A 24,574-nucleotide genomic window follows, 5' to 3' on the forward strand; every position below is an offset into this window, starting at 1 on the left:
AGCGTCGATCCGGTTTTTCGGCATTTATAGAATGGTCTTCGGTAGGGCCAATAGAGGGTAATTGTATGGCGATTAAAAGGAATGAAACGGCAAAAAATAGGCTTTGGAATGCAGTTAACAGAGCTAATTTAGGAGTGCCAAACGAAGGCCCCCAAAGGCCTTCTTCCGCCAAAAATGCATTGCGAAATGATCGCTTTAGGCTTGAGTCTTTGGAGCCTAGATTGCTCTTGTCTGCCGATCCTGTTTTTGCAGCAGCTGCTAATGCTGATTTAACAGTTCGTTTACTTCAAGAAGACGACGTTACCCTCGTTCAGATTCTTGATAACTCTGCCGACTCTGAAGACTCTGCCGTGCTTCAGGAATATACCCTTATTGATGATACCGGTGCGACTGTCCTAGATAGCCTTACTATTAATGGTGTTAATGATGAAGATGAATCTCTTACCCTCGAGAATAGTCTGCTAGATGACACCACAGGGCTGGTGATTAACTTCAATGGTGGTACTGGTGATGACACAGTTGTAGGCACAAGTGCTGATACACAGTGGAGCTTAACGGGTACAGGTAGTGGTACTGCTGATAAAGGAAATCTTAATTTTACCGGTGTTGCTAACATTGAAGGGGGAGATGGCGATGATACTGTTGTAAATGATTCAACTACAGCGTCTTGGTCATTAACTGATACCTATTCTGGTTCTGTTTCTTATGCTGCTGATGCCCCTGAAGCTGTTAATTTTACAGGTGTTGAAAACCTAACCGGTTCTGCTGGTGATACCTTAGATTATTCTTCTTATAGTATTGGTGTAACGGTCGATTTAGCTGGTGGCTATGCGACTGGTTTTGCCTCTGTGACTGGTTTCGATAACGTTGTTGGTTCTGATTATGATGATGTTATTACCGGTAACAATAATGCCAATGAGCTTCATGGTGGTGACGGTAACGATACGTTAGTTGTTAATCGTGACGCGGGTATAACGCTAACAAGTTCATTGGTAAGTTATGACGGTGTTGGTGAAGATGAAATTGATGGGTTTGAAAGTGCTTCTCTAACTGGTGGTGATGGCGATAACGTTATTGATGCTTCAGCATTTGTTGGCTCAGGTGGTGTTAATAATGGTGTAACTATAGATGGCGGTGCTGGCGCTGATACATTGACAGGTACTGGTGTTGCGGACCGCATTATTGGCGGTGAAGGTGAAGATACCATCTATGGTGGTGCGGGCGCAGATGTTTATGTCGCATCAACTGACCAAGATATGCTCATCGCAGCAGGTGGTCCCGGAGATGCTGAATTTAAGGCTGGTACAATGAATGCGGGGGGGCAAATTAGCTCTCCAAATGATAACGACACTTTGTACAGTATTGAATCTGCAGAGCTTACCGGTGGTGATTCGGCAAATACTATTGATGCGAGTGGGTTCGCTGGAAGTGTAACTGTTGATGGTGGGGCTGGTGACGATAATATCACTGGCTCGGAACAAGCGGATATATTAACGGGTGGTTTAGGTGCCGATACTATCGAAGGCCTTGGTGGTGTTGATACCTTGGTTGAAAGTAGTAATGGCCATTTTGCATTAGTTGGCACTGCTGCTAGTTCCACTTTAACGTCTAGCAAAAACGAAACTGCGCTGATCTCGTTAGCGGGTGTTACTGACGGAACCTTTACGCTGACCTTTGATGGCCAGACAACCTCCGCCATTGCATATAACGCTTCTGCTGCTGAAATTAAAGCAGCTCTTCGTAGCTTATCTAATGTTGGCGAACAAGATATCACTGTAGCACTGGGTGATATGGATGCCTCTACTGATCCTGTCGATGGTACTACTGAGTGGACGATCTCTTTTGCAGGCGATCTTGCTAACAGCAATGTAGCTGATTTGACTCTGGATGATACTCATCTCACGGGAGGTTCAGCTTCAGTAGCGATTACTCAGCATTTTGCCGAAGTCGATACGGTCACAAATGTTGAGCAAGCAGAACTTACTACAGGGCAGGGCGCTAATATTCTGGATGCCTCCGGATTCTCTGGTTCTGTAACGCTGGATGCGGGTTCCGGTGATGATATTCTCCGTGGTGGTTCAGCCGCTGATATTCTGAAAGGTGGGTCCGGTAACGATATTCTTTCTGGCGGTGCCGGTGAAGATGATATTGATGGTGGGACAGGTAATGACATCTTGTCGGAAACCGGTGATCGTCACTTTTATCTTACCTCTGAATCGCTTCAGAATGCGGCAGTTGCTGCGACTAGTACCGAAAACGATACCTTGTCGGGTATCGAAGGTGCCGAACTTACAGGCGGTATTGGCGCTAATACGCTGGATGCGTCTGGTTTTAGCAATGTTGATGTTACGACTCAGTTGTATTATCTAAACAACGGCTTTGGTGTTGGTACAGGCCAAGGTAATGACCTGCTTATTAAGTTAGGCACTACTGATATCGAGATAGATCTAAGTACGGCTAACACTATTGAGGATGTCTTAGAGAAGATTACTGATGCAGATGCTTCGATTACCGCTGTGTTGGATGGCATTTCTATCAAAATCTCTAGTATTGGTGATGCCATTACTGAAATAAGCTCCCTTAACAACACTACGACCGCAGAGGATTTAGGACTTACGTTCTCGGATGAATCTGGATCTGATTCTGTAACCGGCGATACTTTGGGAACAGGTAGCGTTAGTTTATCCGGTGAGGATGGTAATGACACGTTAGTTGGCTCGGGTGGTGCAGACCTTCTAAGTGGTGGTCGTGGTGCCGATGTTATTGATGGTCAGGGTGGTCATGACCATCTGTCTGAAACCTTCGATCTTGATATGGTGCTACGAGATTCTCTCCCAGCGGATGATCATGAAGCTGAGCTTGTGATTGGTAGTGATGAAGAGGATACCCTGCAAAATATAGAGAAAATTACTCTTTCTGGTGGGGTTAGTGCTAATACGTTAGATGCCTCTGACTACAGTTTGACGTCGGTTACTTTAGCCACAGGTGGTGGTGCAGATACGCTAAAAGGTGGGGCACAGAATGACACCTTTATTCTTGATGTTTCGAACCTTACTGCTGGTGCCGATCAGGTCACCATTGATGTTGGTGGAGGTACAGAAAATGAAGTTGTTGTATTAGATACAGATGGCTTAGTAACACAGTCAGATTTCGAATGGGTATCATGGGCCGGTGGTGTGGCTGGCACTCAGACCTTAAAAGGTACTGATGATAGTGACGGTAATAAGAATAAGTTGGTCGTTGACGAAAATATTACTTTGTCCGGCACGAACCTTAAGTTATTAGCAGACACTATCGAAATAAAAGGCTTTACCATTGATACCAGCGTAAATGGTGGAGTGTCCGGTGATATTTATCTTGAAGGTATCAACATCACAATTGATGAGGGTGCTCAATTAATCGCTAAGGACGATAATGCAGGTACTGCCGGTGATATTACGATTTATGGTCTGGATGACCGTCTAGATTGGACTTCTGGTTTTGCCAATATCGATTTTATTGAGTCGATAGTGACAATCGGACAGACCGAAGGTGCTGGTGGTGAACATACAATTATCAAAGGTGGCGATGTTGTTGTTTATGCCCGTGCTAATGCTCAACATTACATCAAAGATACTGATCACTGGGATTTTGCTCTAGATGACTATCTAGCTTTCGGTCTGGAAGGCATTGCTGAAGCTGCAGAAGGTTTCGCTTTGTTTGCCGCAGTATCTTATGCGAAAGGTAATGCTCAAGTTAAAATTGGTAAAGAAACTGAAATTGAAGCTGAAGACTTTGTTGCGGATGCGACGTCGATTGTTAATGTTTCAGCATCACCAACAGGTTGGGCTTTTGCAGGTGCCGCGGGTGTAATCGATAACACCGCGAAAGTTGAAATTGATGGGCAGATCACAACGACTGATGATCTTATTGTTCGTACGAATGTGGATAACACCACTAACGTTCTCGCGGATCCTACAGCTGCAGGCACTATAGCGACCAGTGTTGCTATCAGCGTAACCAATTCTGAATCTACTGCACATGTACAAGACAATGCCATTCTTAATGTCGGCGGCGATTTAACTGTTGATGCTAATACGGTTGATAAAAACCGAACTATGGCTCGATCGGTATCGGGTGATACCGGTGCTTTAGGTATAGCTCTTGCTTTCAGTTATGAAGATGGCAGTACTAATGCTTATCTTGATGGCACCGTAAACAGTTCCAATAGTATTTCTGTTACAGCCGAAATGGAAAAGTCTGCAATTGAAGCTACTGAGTTAGTCTTTATCCCTACTCTAGTGAACGGTGTTCAGGCCGATTCTTCCACAGGCACAGATTCTAAAGGAAATTTAGTAGAAGATACTGAGGCCACAGCTAAAGAAAAAATGACTGCTGGGGTAGATAGCTTGACAGGTGGATTCATAACGAATGTATCCAACGCTATTAAAGGCAAATTAAGTTCTGAGCCGCCAGGAGATCCTTGGAAATTTGATGCTAGCTTCAGTACAGCCGTTGTTATAGATAAGAATAATGCGGATGCACGCATTGGTGATGGTGGCTCAGATGGAGATGGTGATAGCGGTGATATTCGATCATCTGGCGACATTACAGTCAAAGCCATCGTTGAGTCGCGACCAGACGTATCTGCGTCTTCTAGTGCTGAGGATGAAAATGCTAGTGATTCATCTAAAGGCCCGCAAGCCAATAATGGTGGATCAGTAGCCCTGGTTATAGGTATTTTTGAAAATGATGCCGATGCATTTATCAATAGTGGGGCTAAGGTTGACACTGAAGGTACATTGACGGTTGACTCTCAGGCGCTAAACAAAATTGATCCTACAGGCCTTTGGGGGGCAAATTTAATTGCTCCGCTTGTGTCAGGAACTACTTTAGAGGCTGACTACGATACGACTCAAGATTATGCTCAAACGATTGCACTTGAAGGTGTGGTAGAGGTTAAACAGGGGCATACTGCCGGTGGCAACGTTGGTTCGTTCTACAAATATACAGGGACTCATGAGCCGAATATTGATCTGTCTACAGTCGATTTTAGCTCTGGCGATTGGGAAGAACTAAATCCATTTAGCGAAAAAGCAACTGATTATGTTGCACAACTAACTACTTATCTAGACGGCAATTTAGGTTTAGATAACAACCTGATTGATAGCTGGTCAGTAGCAACAGCAGAAGGGCAGAAACTGTCTTTGGCTGGCGCTGGTACAGCTATGTTTATTGAACAGGATTCTGATGCTCGTATTAAGTCTGGTGCCGAGATTAATCAACGTATAGTAACAGAAGCTGGAGCTCCAGGAGATGTGGTGGTTACCGCTAATAGCGTAAATCACTTAGCAGCCTTGGGTGGTAATTTTAAAACACCGGGTATTTCGTCAGGTAATACAACAGGCTCGGGCGATAATAAACAGCGTACTTGGAAGCCAGAATGGGATAGCGGTGGTGCAGGTTCATCTTCTGCCGATGGTGGTAGCGCTGCGGGTTTAACCGTTCTATATCATGGTTTCACAGGTAACTCGACAGCTAAAATTGAAGATGGCGTTTTGCTTGATGCAGATGCGCTTAAAGTTGTCGCTGATAATGAAACTGTAGGCGTAACCTTTGGGGCATCTGGCGGTCAGTCTGACAATATCGCTTTCAATGGTGCAGTTATCATCAACGAGATTGATAACAGCACGATCGCACAGATCGCGGAAGGCGCGACTATCAATGTAGGTAGTGGCGATATCGGTGGAAGTGGTCCATCTTTGCAGGTTAAAGCTAAAGATGATGCCTACCTAATTACCGTTGCTGGTGGTATAGCTTCATCTGAGCACGTGGGTGTAGGTGCCGCTGTTTCTGGCAATATCGTTGACCGTGAAACCGAAGCATTAATAGGTGCTCGAGATGGAGAAGATGTTGCGACAACTAAAGGTTCTGTAACTGTTGCTGGTGATCTAACGGTTGAAGCCGATCACGAAGGCTTTATCGGATCGCTTGCTATCTCTGGTGCCAAAACATCTAGTAGCTCTACGTCTGAAACCGGTGGTACAGGTGTTAGTCAGAATAATTCGGATGGCTCTAAGAGCGAAACAGATGATCCGGGTAAACTGCCGAATAACCAAAAAAATTACGACAACGTTATTGCTGAACTTAAAGCACGCTTCGGTGAAACGGACAGTTCATCAGGTTCTTCGGGTGGCTCTACAGCTAGCGAAAATGCGGGTAAATCGGGTATCGGAATTTCTGGCTCAGTAACTATCAATTATGTTGAAGATGATGTTTGGGCTTATATCGATTCAAGTGGTGATGTAACTACGACTGATAGCGATAGCACGATTACGATTAAGTCAGATGATTCGACTGCGATAGGCTCTCTTGCAGGTTCTGCTGCAATCTCTTCAGCTAGTACAGGTAAATCTGCAACAGGTATTGCGGGTGCTATTGGCATTAACCTGATTGGCGGTAAGAGCGCGGCATTTATCGATAATGCTGGCACTATTACTACGCCTCGCTTAGATATGGATGCGACCCGCACAGGCTGGGTTGTGTCAATCAATGTAGGTGTTGCTGGTGCTACAGGTCAACAAGGAACTGCTGTTGGTGGTTCAGTAGCTGTAACACGTATTACTTATTCTACTGAAACAAGCATTACTAACACGCCTACCGTTGTAGTGAACGGTCATCTGTCTATGCATGCAGATGATTCAAGTAATCTTATTCTAGTTGCGGGTGCTGCTGGATTTGGTGGTAAATCCGGCGCAGGTGTTTCTGTTGCCTTCTCTGAGATTGAAAACTCTGTTACATCGAAGATTGATAATGTTAATAGCCTTAAATATGCATCTGGCTTAGATGTAAATGCCAAAGCGGATGGATTACTTGTCGCGGTAACAGGCTCTGCTGGAGTTTCAAAAGATAGCACAGGTGGCTTGAGCCTAGCGGGAACGCTATCTATCAATATGGTTGATACTGATGTTGAAGCGGCTATTTTGAATACAACTTCGACTGTAGATTCTTCAGGCGATGTGACTGTGTCTGCATTGGATGATTCTTCAATCTTCTCTTTCGCGGGTGGTTTTGCTGGCGGTGGTAAAGCCGGTTTAGGTGCTGCGTTAGCGCTGAATTTTATGACCAATACAGTTCAAGCCCGTGTTGAGAGTTCTTCGATCAGAACTGACGGTAATGTTACGGTTAAAGCGTTAGAGAGCAGTTCATTAATCGGTATTGCTTTAGGTGGCACAGGTACTAACAAGTTGGCGATTGCTGCTTCGGTTTCAGCCAATCAAACAGCTAATACAGTATCTGCCAAAGTAATTGATAGTACGATTGAAGGTCGAGGTGATAACACATCGACTTCTGTTATCGCGCAAGATTCTTCAACAAGTGTAGGGATCGCCGGTGCCGGTGCTGTAGCAGGTAAAGCTGCTATCGGTGCAAGCATAGGTGTGAACCTGATTGGTAATACAATCACATCCGAAGTGGATAACTCACTTATCCACATGACCGGATTGAGTTCCAATATCAATGTTACTGCGATTGCTGAAGAGGTATTGGTTAGCGTAGCAGTGGGTGCGTCGGGCGCTGAAAACTTTGCATTAGGTGGTTCAGTATCGGTCAACGAAGTGACCAATACGGTTGAAGCTAAAGTAACGAATAGTAAAGACTCATCGGCATCTTCAACGCCGAATAAAGGTCTTCATGCCTCTGGGGATATCTCTGTTTCTGCTGCTGATAGCACAACAATGGTTGTTGTCGCTGGCGCTGGCGCTGGCGCGGGTAGCGGGGCTGCATTTGGTGCTTCTATCTCTACAACGGATGTGGGTAATACCATCAAGGCCTATATCGATGGTTCTACGGTTAATTCATCTGCTGGCAATGTTTCTGTTACTGCCGGTTTTGCTGCGCCTACGACGGCAGCGGATCTTGGTAGTCTGGGGGTTGATACCGCTGAGCTTCCAACTGAAACCGATACAAGCTCGCAAATCATCAATGTCACCGTTGCTGGTGCCTATGCAAACTCTTTTGCAGCGGGTGCTGCAATTTCATTGAACTGGTTGCATAACAATGTTCAAGCATATATCAGCGGTGGTGCTGATGTAGATGCGACCGATGATATCAAAGTTAATGCCCGTGATGATGCGGATATGATCAGTGTTGCTGTCGGAGCTGCGGGATCTAGTAATGGTGCTGTAGGTGCTGCTTTCGCTTATAACTATATTGGTGGTACTCCGGATGATCCGAGCCGCACAGTGGATAGTAGCCGACTGAACGATGATGCCGGGCAGGTACTTGCGTATATTGATAATTCTCAAGTTGATTCTTCTGCTGCAGGAGTAGAAGTTACGGCACATGCTGATGCAAGCATTATTAATGTTACTGCTGGTGCCGCAGGAGCAAGCAATATAGCGGTAGCAGGATCGGTATCTATTAACTTTATGCGCAATATCGTAAATGCCTCGATCAAAGGCGGTGCGGATGTAACTGCGCATACTGATGTAGATGTCAGCGCATCAGTTACACCAATTATGATTATTGTTGCTGGCGGTGTCTCTGGTTCTGGAACGGGTGCGGGTGCCATTGCTTCAGCTACGAATGATATGCGTAGCAGCATTAGTGCAAGTATCGAAGGCTCTGGTACAACAGCGACGGCGACTACGGGTGATGTGAATGTTGCGGCAGAGGTTCTGAATACGGATCAATTGCCAACGGTTGGAACGGCTTCTTCTCAAGCAGATACATATGCTGCAAATGCCGCAGATCCAGACGAAAATCCTGATCCAATTCTAGATGCTCAGATTTGGAGTTTTGCTGTCAGTGGGTCTGGAGCAGGTACTGCTTCAGTTGCTGGTGCATTGAGCCTCAACTGGATTCGTAATGAGGTCGAAGCATACATAGCTGATAGTGCAACAGTCACTGCTAATGCTGGAGGCGTAAGTTTACGTGCGTCTGACCAAGCAACTTTGAATTCTCTATCCGCTGGACTTACAGGTGCGGGCACAGCGGCTGTTGGTGCCGCTGTTGCTTATAACTACATTGGTGGTGATCCGGACGATCCAACTTCTGATCGTAAGAACTTTGCGAAAGTTTATATTGATAATGCCACGGTGAATGCTGGCAGTTTGGCAATGAACGCCATTGCTAATGCCAATATTAATTCACTTGCAGTCGGCGCATCAGGCGCAGGTACTTTTGCTGGCTCTGGCGCTTTGTCGCTTAACTGGATCAAGAAAAATATAGAAGCTTCGATCACAAACGGCGCTAAAGTTACGACAACCAGTGATATGACTGTTCGTGCTACAGATACTTCAACTATTCGCTCAGCAGCCGTTGTCATTGCAGGCTCTGGTTCAGGTGCTGTTGGTGGAGCAGTGGCCTATAACGAAATTGCTAATAATATTTCTGCAGGTATCTCTGGTTCAGGCACGACGGTTACGATTACTGCGGGCAATAGTAGCGATATCGTGATCGAATCCCTGTCTGATTCTACCGTGAAAACTTTAGTAGCCAGCGTAGCTGGTTCTGGTACTGCGAGTGTTGCAGGTTCTGCAGGTGCGAACCTACTGGAAAGTCAGGTAAATGCTTTCATTGACTCAGCGACTGTCACAACTGACGGGAGTATTTCGGTTTACGCTGAATCTAAAGATACGTCAGAGGGTATTGTTGGTTCTATCGCTGGCTCTGGGGGAGTTGGTGTCGGTGGTGCTGTCACAGTTAATCAATTAGATAACGAATCTTATGCATACATCGATAATGCGACGGTTGTCGCTAAAGGATTGGGAGACGGTGTTGAAGTTAAAACTTCTGCCAATGCTGGTTCAACAGAGACAGTTAATGGCGTATCTGTGCGCTCTAACGTTGCGACTAACCTTGAGTCTTATGCTGGTGCAGTAGGTGTTTCCGGTAGCTTTGGTCTTGCTGCAAACGTACTGGTTAACCGTGTTGCGAATACGTCTGAAGCTCGTGTAAATAATTCCACAATTAACAACTCAACAGACCGCGGTAAGCACCTCAAGGTTAATGCCCATCAGGAAACTGATTTTGTTAGTGGCGGTGGAACTTTAGCTGTTGGTTTAGGAGCCGGTGCTGCAGCAGCAACTGTCGATACTAACTTTATCAACAATACAACTCGTGCTTACGTTGATGGCAATGGCAACAGTAAAGATATTTATGCTGCTGAAGGTATAAGCGTTTCCGCGGTTTCGGATGAAGATTTAGATACAGTAGCTGTAAGTGCGGGTGGCGGACTTTATGTAGGCGCATCAGGAACAGCATCGGCCTTTAAATCTAGTTCACTGACAGAAGCCTATGTTAATGCTGCTGATCTTAATTCTTACGGTGATATCTCAATCAGCGCTGATTCTGATGTTGATATGAGTTTTGATGATTTCTCAGCGGCTCTAGGCACAGTAGGTGCGGGTGCATCTGTTAGTGTGGCTCTGTTTGAGGGTACTACTAAGGCGTATACGTCAGGCAGTAGTGCTCTAGTCTCGGAATCAGATGGTGTTGGTGGAATAGGTGGTACAGTTTCAGTAACCGCAAATGCCAAAGAAAGCTCTGATGCCCTTATCGGTGCTGGTGCTGGTGGTGCTGTATCTTTGGCAGCATCGGTTGGTGTATTAAGTAGCACTTCTCATACATCCGCATACTTAGGTAATTCTACCAGTGTTACTGCACTTCAAGGTGTTACGGTAACCGCTGATCATGTAATTGATGTAAACAAAGAAAGTTGGAGTGCTATTGGCTCCGTATCTGTTGGTGGTAGCGGAGCTGGTGCTTCAGTTGACGTAATCACCATTAATAACACAGTCGATGCCCATATTGGTGCGGGATCAGTTCTTACAACTGTAGGTGCTGTTCGTGTAGAAGCGACAGCGACTAAGAATGTTGAATCTAATGTTTTGGCTTTTGCCGGTGGCGCAACAGCTGGGATCAGCGGGGCGGTGTCGTATATCTCAATAGGCACGGGTCCAGATGGTGATAATGATAATGAACTATCGGCTTCACAATCGAGCGTAGCTTCAGGCTTTGGTAATAGTACTGTTAGTGGTTTAGGCAGTGACGGCTCTGCACAGAGAGCACAAGCGAAAGGTGAGAGCACACTAAGCAGTGGCTCCTTCTCAACCTTAGATATTAAGGCTGATAACAGCAATCCATATAGTACACGTGCTTATATTGGCGACGCCGTTACCATCCAAGGTGTTGATGGTGTTAATCCCGTAGATGGTAGTAGTGTGCGGGTGTCTACCGCATCAGTGACTGTTAAAGCGGATGAGAACATTAATGTTGATGTTCTAACTGGCGGTGCTGCTGTGGGTGGTAGCGTTAGTGTCGGTGGTACGGTATCTGTTACATCTCTAGGTGGTAATACGACCGCTTGGATTGGCAATGCAGGTTCTATTGAAACAAGTGGTGCGGTTACAGTTGAGGCTGATTACACGACTGACGTTGATATCGAAGTTTACGGTGGTTCTGCAGGTACTGTGGGTCTCGGCGCTCAGGTTGCAGTGCTAAACGATAGCAGCAACCAGTCCGCCTATATTGAAAATGGCACGAGTGATGCCAATGGCGCGCAAATTGTTAAGGCGAGTGCGCTAAATATTAACGCGGCAGCGAATCGTGATATCAACATCGATATTGTTGGTGTATCTGCGGGTGTTGCTGCGGCAGGTGCTGCTATTGGTGATGTTTCTGTTTCTGGTTCAACTACAGCTTACTTAGGTGATTATGCTCAGGTTGGGCAAAGCAGCACTTCTGGCTTCACGGTTACAGATGTCAATGTAACGGCTGTTAATAATCTTAATGTGGATTTAGAGGTTACTGCAGTTGCAGCAGGTTTAGGCGCAGGAGCTGGTAATGATGCGAATATCTCTTACTCTCCAACGGTATCTGCTCGTATAGGTAAAGGCTCTGATATTGATGTAACAGGAACTGTTACCGTATCTGCGGTTGCTACTCCAGAGATTGAGACCGATATGCTGGGTGTTTCTGCTGGTGGTTTAACCGTTGGTGTATCTCTGACCGATGTTGATGTTAATGCTAATGTTTCTGCAACTTTAGGATCTGCTGACGGTACTGAGGGTAGTATCAATCTTGATGCTGCAGCCCTTAATGTATTGGCTGCTACCGATGTAAAAGATGGCGGCAATGGCATTAGTGCTGAATCTACCGGCTCTTCAGGTTCGCTAGTAGGAGTGAACGCAACGCTAAGTGAAGTATCAACTACTAGTGTGGTTGAGAGCATCATCGGGGCAAACTCTAATTTGGTTGTTGCAGGTGCCGTAACTATTGCGGCGGTTACTGAGACTCGCCAGAAAGCGAACTCCGATAGCAATACCGGTGGTATTGTGGCTGCGGGCGCGAGTACAGCGACTGTTTCTTCTAACACTACAACCACGGCGCGTATTGCGTCTGATGTTGATATCGATGGCGGTAGCTTAAATCTAGTTGCTACAGGTAATGATGATAACTTCGCTGTAGCTGATGCCGGTAGTGGCGGTGTGCTAGCTGGGGCTGGTGCAGCAGTGACAACGAATAACACCAGCAACACTCATGCGATCATTGATGGCGGCCATACGTCTGGTCGTAGTATTGATCTAGACGATGCTTCTGATGGTGCGGTAATGGTTACTGCGGATCATATAGCTAAGTTCAATGGTGAAATTAGCACTGTAGGCGGTGGTGCCCTAGCGGGTAGCGGCGCTGAAGCAGATCACGATGTTAATGCCACAGTCAGTGTCTCTATTGGAGCGAATGCCGATATGGATGCTCGCTCTATGGATATCTCAGCTACCAACGCTTTGAGTAAAAATCAGACGGGTATTGATGGCACAGTGGGCGGCGCTCTTGCAGGAGCTGGCGCAGATAGCGATATCGATCTGAGCATCAATACTACGGTGGATGTTGGCGCTGGAGCTAAGTTGGATGTAGTTGGATCTGCGTTTGATCCGGGTAATCTATCTATTGCGGCGCTAAATAAACTGGATGTTAAGGATAAGATTACCCTAACCTCTGCAGGCCTTGCATCGGGTGTAGGTGCTAATGCAAATATCTCTACCAGTCAGGATTTAAGCCAAGTATCCATTGGCAGTGATGCTCAGTTAAGCAGTGTTGGTGATGTGACTTTCTCAGCCCGTGGTCAGGGTACTGTTTCTTCACAAGTAAATATGGATACATACGGTGCCGCAACTGTAGGTATCGCGGACGCTACTGTAAATATCCAGCCGGTTAACCAAGTGAATGTTGGCACCAATGTTCAAATCGAAGCGGCTGGTGATCTGAACTTGTTAGCGGGTATCGGCACTGATAAAACACGTGACCAATACACTATCGAAGCACGCACCGATAGCTTTGCAGGTAGTGCAATCCCAATTGATGATGTCAATGCTTCTTCTACGTTGGTGCAGACTAACTCAATTACGGTGGATACAGGCGCTCATCTTAAGACCGCTCGTGATGCCAATCTATATGCTGAAGACTTCGGTCTTGCACATATGACTGGTAAAGCAAAAGCGGTGAATTGGGCGAGCGCTGCTGGTGATGCAATCAATAGTGTTACTGGTGGTGGCGGTGCCGAGCAGTATGATGGTTATATCCACTCTGATGCGACAGGTACGGTTACAGTTAACGGAACAATCGAAACGGGTATTAACCGTCATCAAGAGTTAATTATCGATGGGCTAGATGCGACCGGTAACCCTGTTATTTCATCTGTTTCAGAAGGTGTTGAGTATACAATTACTTCACAGGCATTAGAGTCTACTTTGAGTGCAGAGCTTGCGGAAGCAAGGAAAGCCTATGCTCAATATCAATACAGTGATCCACAATTAAAAGCGTTTTATGAGACGGAAATTCTTCGTATAGAAAATGAAATGCTTGCTAAGGGCTTACTGCAGGTAGTGGTGGGAGATGATGGCACTGTTGTTAAAAACCGTATAGATCAGTCAGTGATCACGATTGAAGTAGCGCCTATGTGGGCAGAAGCTGGGATCATCAATGTACGAAGCGACTTCCTAGTGGGAAGCGGTACATTTGATGCGCCAGGTGATGCAAGCATTTCGATTATAAATAACTCTCCGGCGTTCTTAAAAATTCATGGAGCATCTATTCCTGAGTCTACAGGCGGACTATTCCATAACGGTATCGAAGTTACAGATTCAACCGGTAAAGATTACACCATCGTTGATAGTGGTTCTGCAGGCGATCCTGAGATAAACATCATCAACTTATATGAAGGCGGTTTGAATGATATTTATGATGCTGATACAGGAGAGTTTATAGAAACAGCAAGAGTTCCAACGCCATCCATCGAAATTGTTGGTGATATTGAGAACTTGAATGGCTTAGTTAACATTCAAAATGATGTTAGTGGCGGTGATATTAAGATTACTGCGGAGATCCGCTCTAAGGATCTAAACATTGTTGCCGGTGGCAGTGTATTTATTACAGGTCTTACCGACATTAGTACAGGTGGTGAACCATATTCAATCTGGAGCGAAAAATCACCAGGTGAAAACATCACTATGCAGGTTGAGGAAACTTATACCTACGAAATCTTTGGTATCACTTTAGAAGGCACACGTACCGTTACTAAGAATGTTGATTTTGGTAAAGGTGAAGGTGTCGGTAAAATTAGTGATGCAGATGTATCAGACATTCTAAATCAGTCGCCTAGCGATGAGTCAATGATTTATGGTGATCGAGTTTATATTGATGCCGAATATATCAACCTCAATGGTATTGTTCAGAGTGGCCAGCAAGATATTGAGCTAGAACTGACTCAAGCAGATATTGATGCGGCTAAAATCAGTAGCAATGTTACTGCTAGCTCTGTAGGGCTAGTTAAATTAACAGACCTTTCTAATCGTTTCTTCAGTGTTTACTGGGATACTCAAAATCAACGTATTTTGATTGACGAAGTACGTGCCAGCGGTGGTGATATTGAACTACGCGGACACCTGTTGAATACAGGCAAAGGCGAAGTACGTCTATTGAGCGGTTATAGTAAGATCAGTGTAGCTAACTCCTCCAACTATGATATTGAGATCTTAGGCCTAGATGTATCGCAACGCGGTGCGGGAACATTGATCATGGCCGATAAAGCCAAAGGTAGCAGTAGTGAGCCTAAGGTCACTATGTATGAAAAAACTGCCTTTGGGGATGCGACGACAACAGGTAATGAATCGGTAATTAATTACTTGAAGTCTGCAGGGCATGAAGTTGGTGTAACAACACTGTTGTTCCTTGAAGGTAAGTCTTCAACTTATACTCATCAAACGGTTATCCAGGAAAACGGTGTCGATGTTATCGTCGAAGCGGTTTATACAAAAACAGCAAATGGAGCGACGATAACTACCCAGTCTGGTGATGTTGTTACTGTCAACAGCAGTGCGATAGCTAGCCAACTTGACTATGAAGTTGGTAATTCAGCTAATGGCGTTTGGCGTGCAGGTTGGGCTATTGATGTTGATAAATCTATCTATCGAGAAACTATTCTGTCTTCATCCTCTCTATGGGGGATTGACTTCTTGTGGCCTGATCCGGCAGATATCAGTTGGGATCATGAGCGTATCGATAGTCAACCAGTGTTAGCTGATGAAGGGATCTATTACTTCTTGGATACATCGGCTAATAAGCTGAATAACTATAACTACGATAAGAAAGAGACGACCTTATCCTCCAATGAATATGAAAAAGATCATTGGACGACTAGTACTTGGTACGGCAAGAAGACGTATTACTCTCATTATGTACAGGAAGAGAAGGTTGCTGAAACCCATATCCATGATATCCGTGCAGATAATGATATTACTATTAAGTTCCAAGGTTATAGCGAAGGAAAAATCGATCTTACCACCACGGGTGATGGCTCTGACTTGTTCCTAAGAGGGGCGTTGGCAAATACAACTGGTACTACAGTGGTTGAGGCTGAAAACGGCGGCATATATATGACGTCCAGCGAAGCCTATGTTGGTGGTAAAAACATCAACATGTACGCCCGAGATGATATCGGTAGCGCAGTGATGATGATGGCCTTGAATCAGACTGATGATGCTTCTGCATCATTCAGTGCTACTACTGTTTCTGGTGATATCTATCTGGATCAATTTACTGGTAGTTTGGCAATCGACACGATTACAGCGGGTAACCGTTCTGATGTCATTATCCAAGCTCAGCAAAGTATCACTGTAGCTGCAGGCGGTTCTGGTTTGATTACAGCAGGGGCTGTAACCTTAACGGCTGAAGGTGGCTCTGTAGGTAATAGCTCTTCAAACAAACTAAAACTTGATTCAGGTACCGAACTGCGTGATGCGGTTGAAGTATGGGCCAAGCAAAATATCTACTTAGCTGAAACTAGCGGTGATATGCACTTGTTTAAAGCAACGGCTGAAACAGGCGATGTTTATATCAGTGTGTTGGCTGGTTCTCTGCTTGATGCTAACAGTTCCGTGGAGCGTGATGATCGTACACGAGAAGAGTTGATTAACTCTGTTTGGGCTGAATTGCAGCTGACAGATGGTACTGGTGCAAACGATAAGATCCAACAAGCTAAAGATGTCTATGCGGCAGGTAAAGAGAGTGAGTACCAATCTTACTGGCAGATTAGAAATGAGCAGTTTGGTGGTGTGTATGATTCGAATGATGCCGTTAGCCTGACCTCAGAAGAGGAATCTTATTACCGCACATTCTACGCAGAGCAAGGTAATACAGCTGCGGAAATTGATGCGGCTATAGCCACCCTTGAAGCGAAGAAATCATCTCAGTACCACACTTTGCACTCCGAGTATGGTGCAGGCGCTTATGATGCGAATTACAGCTATACCCTGACCGCTGATGAAATTGATGCGATTGAAGGTAGCATTAAAGTTTGGACCGAAGATGAACTGATGAATCTAATTAGTGCCGGTTTACTGAAACCAGTAACCAGCACAACTGATAATGAAGATTCAAACGTTGTTGCTGGCGGCACAATTAGCCTAAGTGCATCTGCAGGTGTAGGTGCTGCAGTTGGCGGCGTTACGATCGAAACCGATGGTGACTACACAGACGATGAAAAGTTTGCCCTAGCTGCTGCTGAACGTTCAGATATCGCTTTCCTAACCAGCATTGAAAGTAAGAACGTTGAGGTGGATATTAATTCATCTGGCACAATTACCCGCGGTTCTGGTTCTTGGATCGATGATGGATTTACTGCAGGTATGCAGATCCGCATGATTGGTGATAGTGCAAATGCTACAGAAGGAAGTGAATTCTTCGAAATTACCTCTGTTACAGCGAATACCATCACTCTAAGTTCTGGATTTGATAGCAGTGAAGTTGCTCAAACTGTAACGGTTGCCCAGGTACTGGCTTCGCCAACGAATCAGACAATCATCGCTGCATCTGAAGATTGGAATAGCAGCTTTGTTGTTGGCGATGTAATTACTCTTGATGGCGTAAACTACCTGATCGACCGCTTAACGTCCGATCTGATCGAGGCCTCTCTGGCTGATGACAGTGTTGATCAAAGTGGTGCCGTCGTTGTTGATAGCAGCCGTTATACAACTTCTACCATTACTCATGTTGCAATCGATCAGCGTGAAGATATTAACGTTGATGATGCCCAGTTAGGCGGTACGCAGACTCTAACAGTCAACGCTGGCACTAACTTGTACATTGGCTCTCAAGGCAAGTTGGATCTAACAAGTATTACTGCAGGTGGTAATGCAGATGATGCAGTACGCATCAAAGTTAAAGATGGTATTACCTCGAGCCAAGGCTCGGATACAACAGTTATCCGTGGTGGCCATCTGATCCTAGAAGGCGGTCAAGGTGGCATCTATACCGGCAGTGATGATTCTCCAGAAACACTGCGTATCGATCTCAATGATGGCGCTACGCTCACCGCTCGCGCTTCCCAAGGCGTCTACCTGAAAGAAGCCAGTGGCGATATGAATGTTGCGGGTATTTATGCAGCTAGCGATAAGGTTTACCTAGAAACCGAAAGCGGTTCAATGCTGGATGCGCTGGATAACGAGTATGAAAATATTCGCGCAAACCGTGTAGAACTAGTTGTTGCAGGTGGTTCCGTCGGTGAAGCTGATAACGCCCTAGATGTTAATATCGTTGCAGCGCCTACCGCTACAACCGGTACGGTCAATGCATTAGCTTCTGGTGATATCAATCTTGCAGAAAGCGATGGCAACCTAAACATTGATCACGTTAAATCAACAGGCGGCGATGTTCGCTTACAAGCTCATCAGTCTATTATCGATGCGCTTGATAATGGCCTAGTTGATGGTGCACTACCGCAAGTGGATGTTGAAGGTGCAAGCATTACCTTAGTGACGATTCTGGGCACGATCGGTGAGGCCGATAATGATCTGGATATCGATACAGGTTCTGTTGAGGGTGCGACCTTAACAACGTCGAGTTATGGACATAGTTACATCACAGAAACCTTAGGTGATCTATACCTGAATACCCTTGAAGCTAAAAACGGTAATACTGCGTTTATAGCGGCTCCAGATGGCAGTATCTTAAATGGTCGAGCATCGGGTAGTAACGTTGCATCCGGTAAAGTTTATCTTGCAGCAGCTAACAATATTGGTGCTGTGGATAAATCTATTAAGACCGAAGTTGGCGGCGTAGAAGCTGAAGCGATCCTTGGTAGTGTTTGGTTGGATAATACCGGCGCGTTGACCGTCGGTGGTGTTCTAGATGTGAACAAGCCAGGTATTAGTGCTGGTGGTGCTATCCGAGTTGTAACTCACAGCCCGATTACACAGGATGAAGATATTACTGCTGTAGGTAATATCGAGCTGATTGCTACAGACAGCACCGATCTGACGGCTGACTTCTTAACCATTAAGTCGGGCGTGACATTGACGACTGAAGCAGACGTTATCCTCTATGCAGGTGATGATCTGTTGATTGAAGATGGTGCGACCGTTCACGGTACTAATGTTTATATCTTGGCAGATAGCATTGATGTGAGTGGCGATGCGTTCACCTTATCTGAAGCGTTAACGAGCGTTGCTGATACAGGTGGTAGCACCATTACCATCTCTGGTTTGGTTACAGCTGATAATGCTATTCATACCCGCGGTGACGCCGAGAACGACACGATTATTGTTAGTGCTACCGGTGTGATGATCGCTGATGTTGAAATGAGCTTCAACGGTGGTACTGGCGATGACAATATTCAGTTCTACGGAACGGTTTCTGCTGATGCTGCTGAAACTCACGCTGGTGTTGATGTTCTTATCGATGGTAACGAAGGCGAAGACACCGTCTTGATCGATGCCCTTCAGTTGGTTGGTGATACCCGTATTGAGGGCGGTGCTGATAACGATGCGATTACAATCAACGAACTACATAGTCGTTCGGAACAGCTAGTTCTGGATGGTGAGTCCGGTACGGACAGCTACATTATCAACCGCACAGGTAACGATGCCGATTATGTGATTGATGTTGAAGATACCGGTGCTCGTGATAGTGGTGCTGATACCCTAACCATCAATGGTACCGCTGATAACGATACCTTCTTACTTCGTGCCAACTTTGTTGCGGCCCTTCATGGTGATCTGGACGCGGGCTTTACGAACAATGTAGAGCGCATCACTTACAACGAAAACATTAACGCTCGTCTGACAATTAATGGTCATGCCGGTGATGATGGTTTCTACAGTGATGACAATAGCAGTATCACCACGCTGGATGGTGGCGCAGGTAATGATACCTTCCAGATTGGTCAGCTTTACGGTGCTGATCGACAAGCTCCTTTTGTTGCTGTTGGTGATGAGATTGAAACGACAGAAACAACACTAGGCTTCTTGAGTAACGGTAACAGTTTACCAATGGTTGTATATGGCGGTGATGGTGAAGATCAGATCACGGTATACAGCAACAAAGCATTGACCAAACTGTACGGTGAAAATGACGACGATACCTTTGTTGTTCGTGCCTTCTTGAAGAAAGGCACCACCGAAACAGCAGGTGGCGGTGAAACCGAACTATATGGTGGTGATGGTGCTGACGATATCCAATACAGCATCAATGCTCCACTTAAGATCGACGGTGGTGCAGGTAATGACACCCTAGTTGTGCTTGGTACAGAAGCTGATGATAATTTCATGATCACTGAGGATGGTATCTTCGGTGCAGGCCTGAATATCGGCTTTGAGGGTATCGAGTTTGCTGAAGTTGATGGCCTAGAAGGCGATGATAACTTCTTTATTCTGAGTACTAGCGAAGATGTTGAAACAACGATTATCGGCGGTTTAGGGAGCGATACCTTCAATGTTGCCGGTGATGTAACTGAAGATATTGTTTCGTACTCCGTAGAAGGTCGCAGTGGCTTTATTAACCACAGTGTTTGGAGTGATGATCCTCGCTTTAACGGTATCTTCGTTGATGGCGTATCCCTGAATGTTGCTGATGATGAAACAGGTAAGATTCAGGTTGATATGGTTGATGGCAGTTTGGTCGTCGATGAAAATGGCCTGTTAGATGACTTCTACGAAGTTTCTCTAACAGCGGCTAAACCAACAGCAGCTACGATTGCTTATGTAACGGTATCTGCAGCACGCGCTTCTAGCAGTGATAAAGAACTTCCAACGATTGGCGGAGGGGATCCTGCGGATAGTATCTTGGTATCCGTTGATGGTGTTAACTACTATGAATCATTAGTGCTGAACTTTGATTCTACTTCAGCAGATGGCTCCGTGGATGACTGGCTACGTAAGCAAAAAATCTACGTTAAAGGTGTGGACGACGGAGCGATCGAAGGTGAACGTACTGTTGTTATCAATCACAGTGTATTGAGTGATAACCCTGACTTTAATCACCTAGATATAAACAACGTTGAAGTGACTGTTTACGATAATGATCAAGCCGATCTAATCATTACTCAGTCTGATGTTGATTCCCGTGTGGTTGAAGGGGCTGCTTCTGGTGATACCTTCACTGTAGCGTTGACTCAAGCACCAGCGGATGGCGAAACCGTCACAGTTGTTCTTGCAGAGAAGAATGCTGCAGGCGAAATCGATTTTGATAAGACGGTTCTTACCTTCGATAAGGATAACTGGGATGACGCTCAGACAGTAACGGTAACTGCAGTTGACGATACTGATGTTGAGAATGTCTTCCGTTCAGCAGTTACTTTCACAACCACAACGGACCTTGCGGTAGGTTCTGAATTTGATGCGGTAGTGACTGATGAATTGCGTGTTAGCGTTGTCGATAATGACACGGGCACCGTAATAGTGACGCCGACTAATGGTTCTACCATTGTGAGTAACAGTGAGACGGATAACTACAGTTTGGTGCTCAGTACTGAACCTACAGATCCGGTAACTGTTAATGTGCTGACTGATGGTCAAACTATCGTAAGTAGCGTAGATCCTCGCTTTAACGCGACTGATGGCACAGTGACCTTTACCGCAGCTGATTGGGATTCTCCAATTGAAATTGTTGTTGCGGTGAATCCTGATTATGTACCTGATGCTTCAAATCAGCCTGTACAAAATCCTCCGTTGCAGCCTCATACCTTGGATCAGATTCGCGGTAAATTGATCATTGAAGGTTCTGTTCCAGAGGGTAAAGAGCGTGCGCTATCTAAAGCGGTGATGCTACCTACTGAAACAGATGAGGCGTTGCCAACTGTTGATATCAATACTGATGAAGCGGCGCAAACAGATACGTTGTATATGTTCAACGATGGCAGCCGATCTGATGATACTGGTTTCCTAACGGGTTCTACGATTACCGGATTAGGCATGGGTGCAGGCGGCGTTCAGTACAATGACGTTGAAGTTGTTGAAGTGTTGAATGGTCAAGGTGACGATACCTTCACAGTCCAAAGCACAGCAGAAGGTGTAATCACCGTTATCCATGGTGGTGGCGGTGATGATGAGATCTATGTGACTGGCGGTGGCGGCGCATCAGCTCCGTTAATCTTGTTGGGTGACTCTGTACAGGATGGCTCTACCTACACATCGACCTCTGATGCGAAGACGACTAAAGGCCGTGAATTTGCCAATGCGGGTAATGACACGATTGATGCTTCCGGTGCGACAGGTTCCGTGGTTATTTACGGTGGTCAGGGTAACGATACCCTGACAGGTAGTAACCATGGTGATCATATTGCTGGTGGATCTGGTAATGATGAAATCTATGGCCTCGGTGGTGACGACCATATCTATGGTGATGCCGGCTTTAACTTAGATCTAACTCAGCGCTTGAGCCTATCGACTCAGATTCTAACGGTTGTTAATACGCCAGATGGTGTTAATGATAACCCTGAAACCGCAGATACGTTGACGGTTGGTTCTGACATGATTGATGGCGGTGATGGCAACGATATTATCTTTGGTGACAAAGGTGTTGTTAATCAAGTTGCGGGTACAAATCGTATCCTAACAACGGCAGAAGTGGTTAGCATTACCACAACAAACCGTGACGAAGCAGCGAATGACATTCTGAAAGGTGGTGCTGATAACGATGTCATCATGGGTGGCCATGGTCAGGATGATATTGAAGGTGGCAGCGGTCACGATATCCTTATCGGTGACCATGCTGTTGTAGATTACAACGACGGTGATACTGATATTACAACGTTGGATTCAGTTACAACCGTTGAGTTGGTGAACGGCGATAACGATACCATCAAAGGTAATGAGGGCGATGACCTAATTATGGGTGGTATCGGCGCTGATAATCTATTTGGTGGTAATGGCGATGGTGGCGACGCTATCACCGTAAGTGATGACGACATTATCTTCGGTGATCATGCGACTGCATTATTGGCTGGAAATAGCTTTGTTCGTCTACTAACGAAAGAACAAACTGAAGGTGTAGCTGACCTTATCAAAGGTAATGAAGGTTCCGATCGTATCTTCGGTGGCGCTGGTGCCGATACCATCGAGGGTAATGCCGGTGGTGACTGGATCATGGGCGACTTCGGTGAGATGAAGCTCTACAGTAACGGTAACGTTGAGACCTTCTTCTCTGTAGATGAAGCTGGGGATGCGACTGCAGGTGATATCATCGATGGTGGCGAAGGTAATAACCGTGTGATCGCTGGCCTAGGTGAAGACAATATTACTACCGGTGGGGGTGATGACCATATCATCGGTGATAACGGTGTCCTTAAATACGGTGAGGATGAAGTTATTACTGAGGCTTATACGGTTGAGCATGAACTAGGCGACGATGACACCATCGAGTCTGGTGTAGGTGATGATATTGTCCTAGGTGGTAACGGCAATGACACTATTAGTGTAAGCTCCGGCAATGACAGCGTTATCGGTGATAACGGCTCGATTACCTTCAATCTTGGGATCCGCGATATCCTAGAAAGCACTGATACAACCAATGCTACAGGTGGTGATGACACTATCTCCTTAGGCTCTGGTGATGACCAAGCAATCGCAGGTGTAGGTAACGATACGGTTACTAACGAATCTGGTGAGACAATCATCATTGGTGATGATGGCTACATCAAAAACGATGGTAATGGCCGTTATCTAAATGCTTACACGGATAACTTCCGACTTGGTGGCGATGATAAGCTAACGGGTGGTGAAGACCGCGATATCCTCTTCGGTGGTTTCGGTAAAGATGAGCTAGGTGGTGGAGCCGGTGATGACCTAATGACCGGTGATGCCGGTATGGTCACGCGTAACACCGATACGATCGTGCTTGAGTCCAAAGATTTGGAAGTGATCGATACACTAGATGGCGATGATGACATCTTACGCGGCGGAGCAGGCCTTGATCGCATGATTGGTGGTGCAGGCGGTGACCTGTTCTACGGCAGCTTCACAGAAGATGTGATGGTGGGTGAATACGCTCGTTATACATTTGCTGCTGATGCAGAAACATCTGGTGAGCAGGCAACCTTCGTTATCACACTAGCTCAAGGCGCACTCGACTTAATCCGTTCATCACAAATTGGTTTGTATAAGAGCATTGCTCAGCAGATCTTCGATGCTTCTGACCTAGGTGAGGTAGCACGAAGCCGTACGGCCGTTGCTACAGAGCTAAGTGATGATGCTATCGCTGCTTTGGGACGTTTAGGTGATCTGCAAAACTTCAGTGGTTCTGCTGCACCGGGCGTTGATGTTGTTATTCAGTTTGACCCAACTGCAGCTGGTGAAAACTCGGAAGAGCAACTACCAGAAGGGGCTATAGCTGAAGAGGGTGAGCTACCAGAAGACGCTCAACAACAAGAGTGTGAGCCTGTAGATGTTGAAACTGTTGAGGGTGAAGTGGTTGAAGGCGAAGAGGGCGCTGCCTCAGCTGAATGTGCTGCACCTGAAGCAGAGCAAGTTGAATCTGAAGAGGTTAAAGACGAGCAAGGCGAGGACTCCGAAGTCAAAGCTACTGAAGGAACTTCAGAACAAGCTGAAGACAATGAAGAGTCAGCGGGCATTGCTGCCAGCCTAGAAGCTGCACTAGCAGGTTTCAGTGGTTGGGCCGTAATGAAAGCGAATAAAGGCAATACGAAGAAGGAAAGCTCTAAACTTGATAGCGAATCATTAACGCAGCTAAAAGCTAGAAATAAGAAATCTGGTTACGTTAGCTGGGAAGATATTCGTAAGTAATTAGGATAGACTTTTCA

The 24,574-nt window shown here is 45.8% G+C and carries 1 protein-coding gene; it reads left to right on the top strand.

All coding sequences use genetic code 11. From position 1 onward, the window contains the following. Positions 1 to 65 precede the first annotated feature (65 nt). A complete protein-coding gene (locus ACMXYX_RS02225) occupies positions 66 to 24,557 on the top strand; it encodes an LEPR-XLL domain-containing protein (RefSeq protein WP_415906439.1) in 24,492 nt (8,163 codons plus the stop codon). Positions 24,558 to 24,574 lie beyond the last annotated feature (17 nt).

The sequence above is a fragment of the Neptuniibacter sp. QD72_48 genome, from assembly GCF_047778065.1.
Taxonomy (GTDB): domain Bacteria; phylum Pseudomonadota; class Gammaproteobacteria; order Pseudomonadales; family Balneatricaceae; genus Neptuniibacter.

Excerpts from the sequence above, each read along its gene's own strand:
- ACMXYX_RS02225 (WP_415906439.1), top strand. The coding sequence starts at position 66 with ATGGCGATTAAAAGGAATGAAACGGCAAAAAATAGGCTTTGGAATGCA.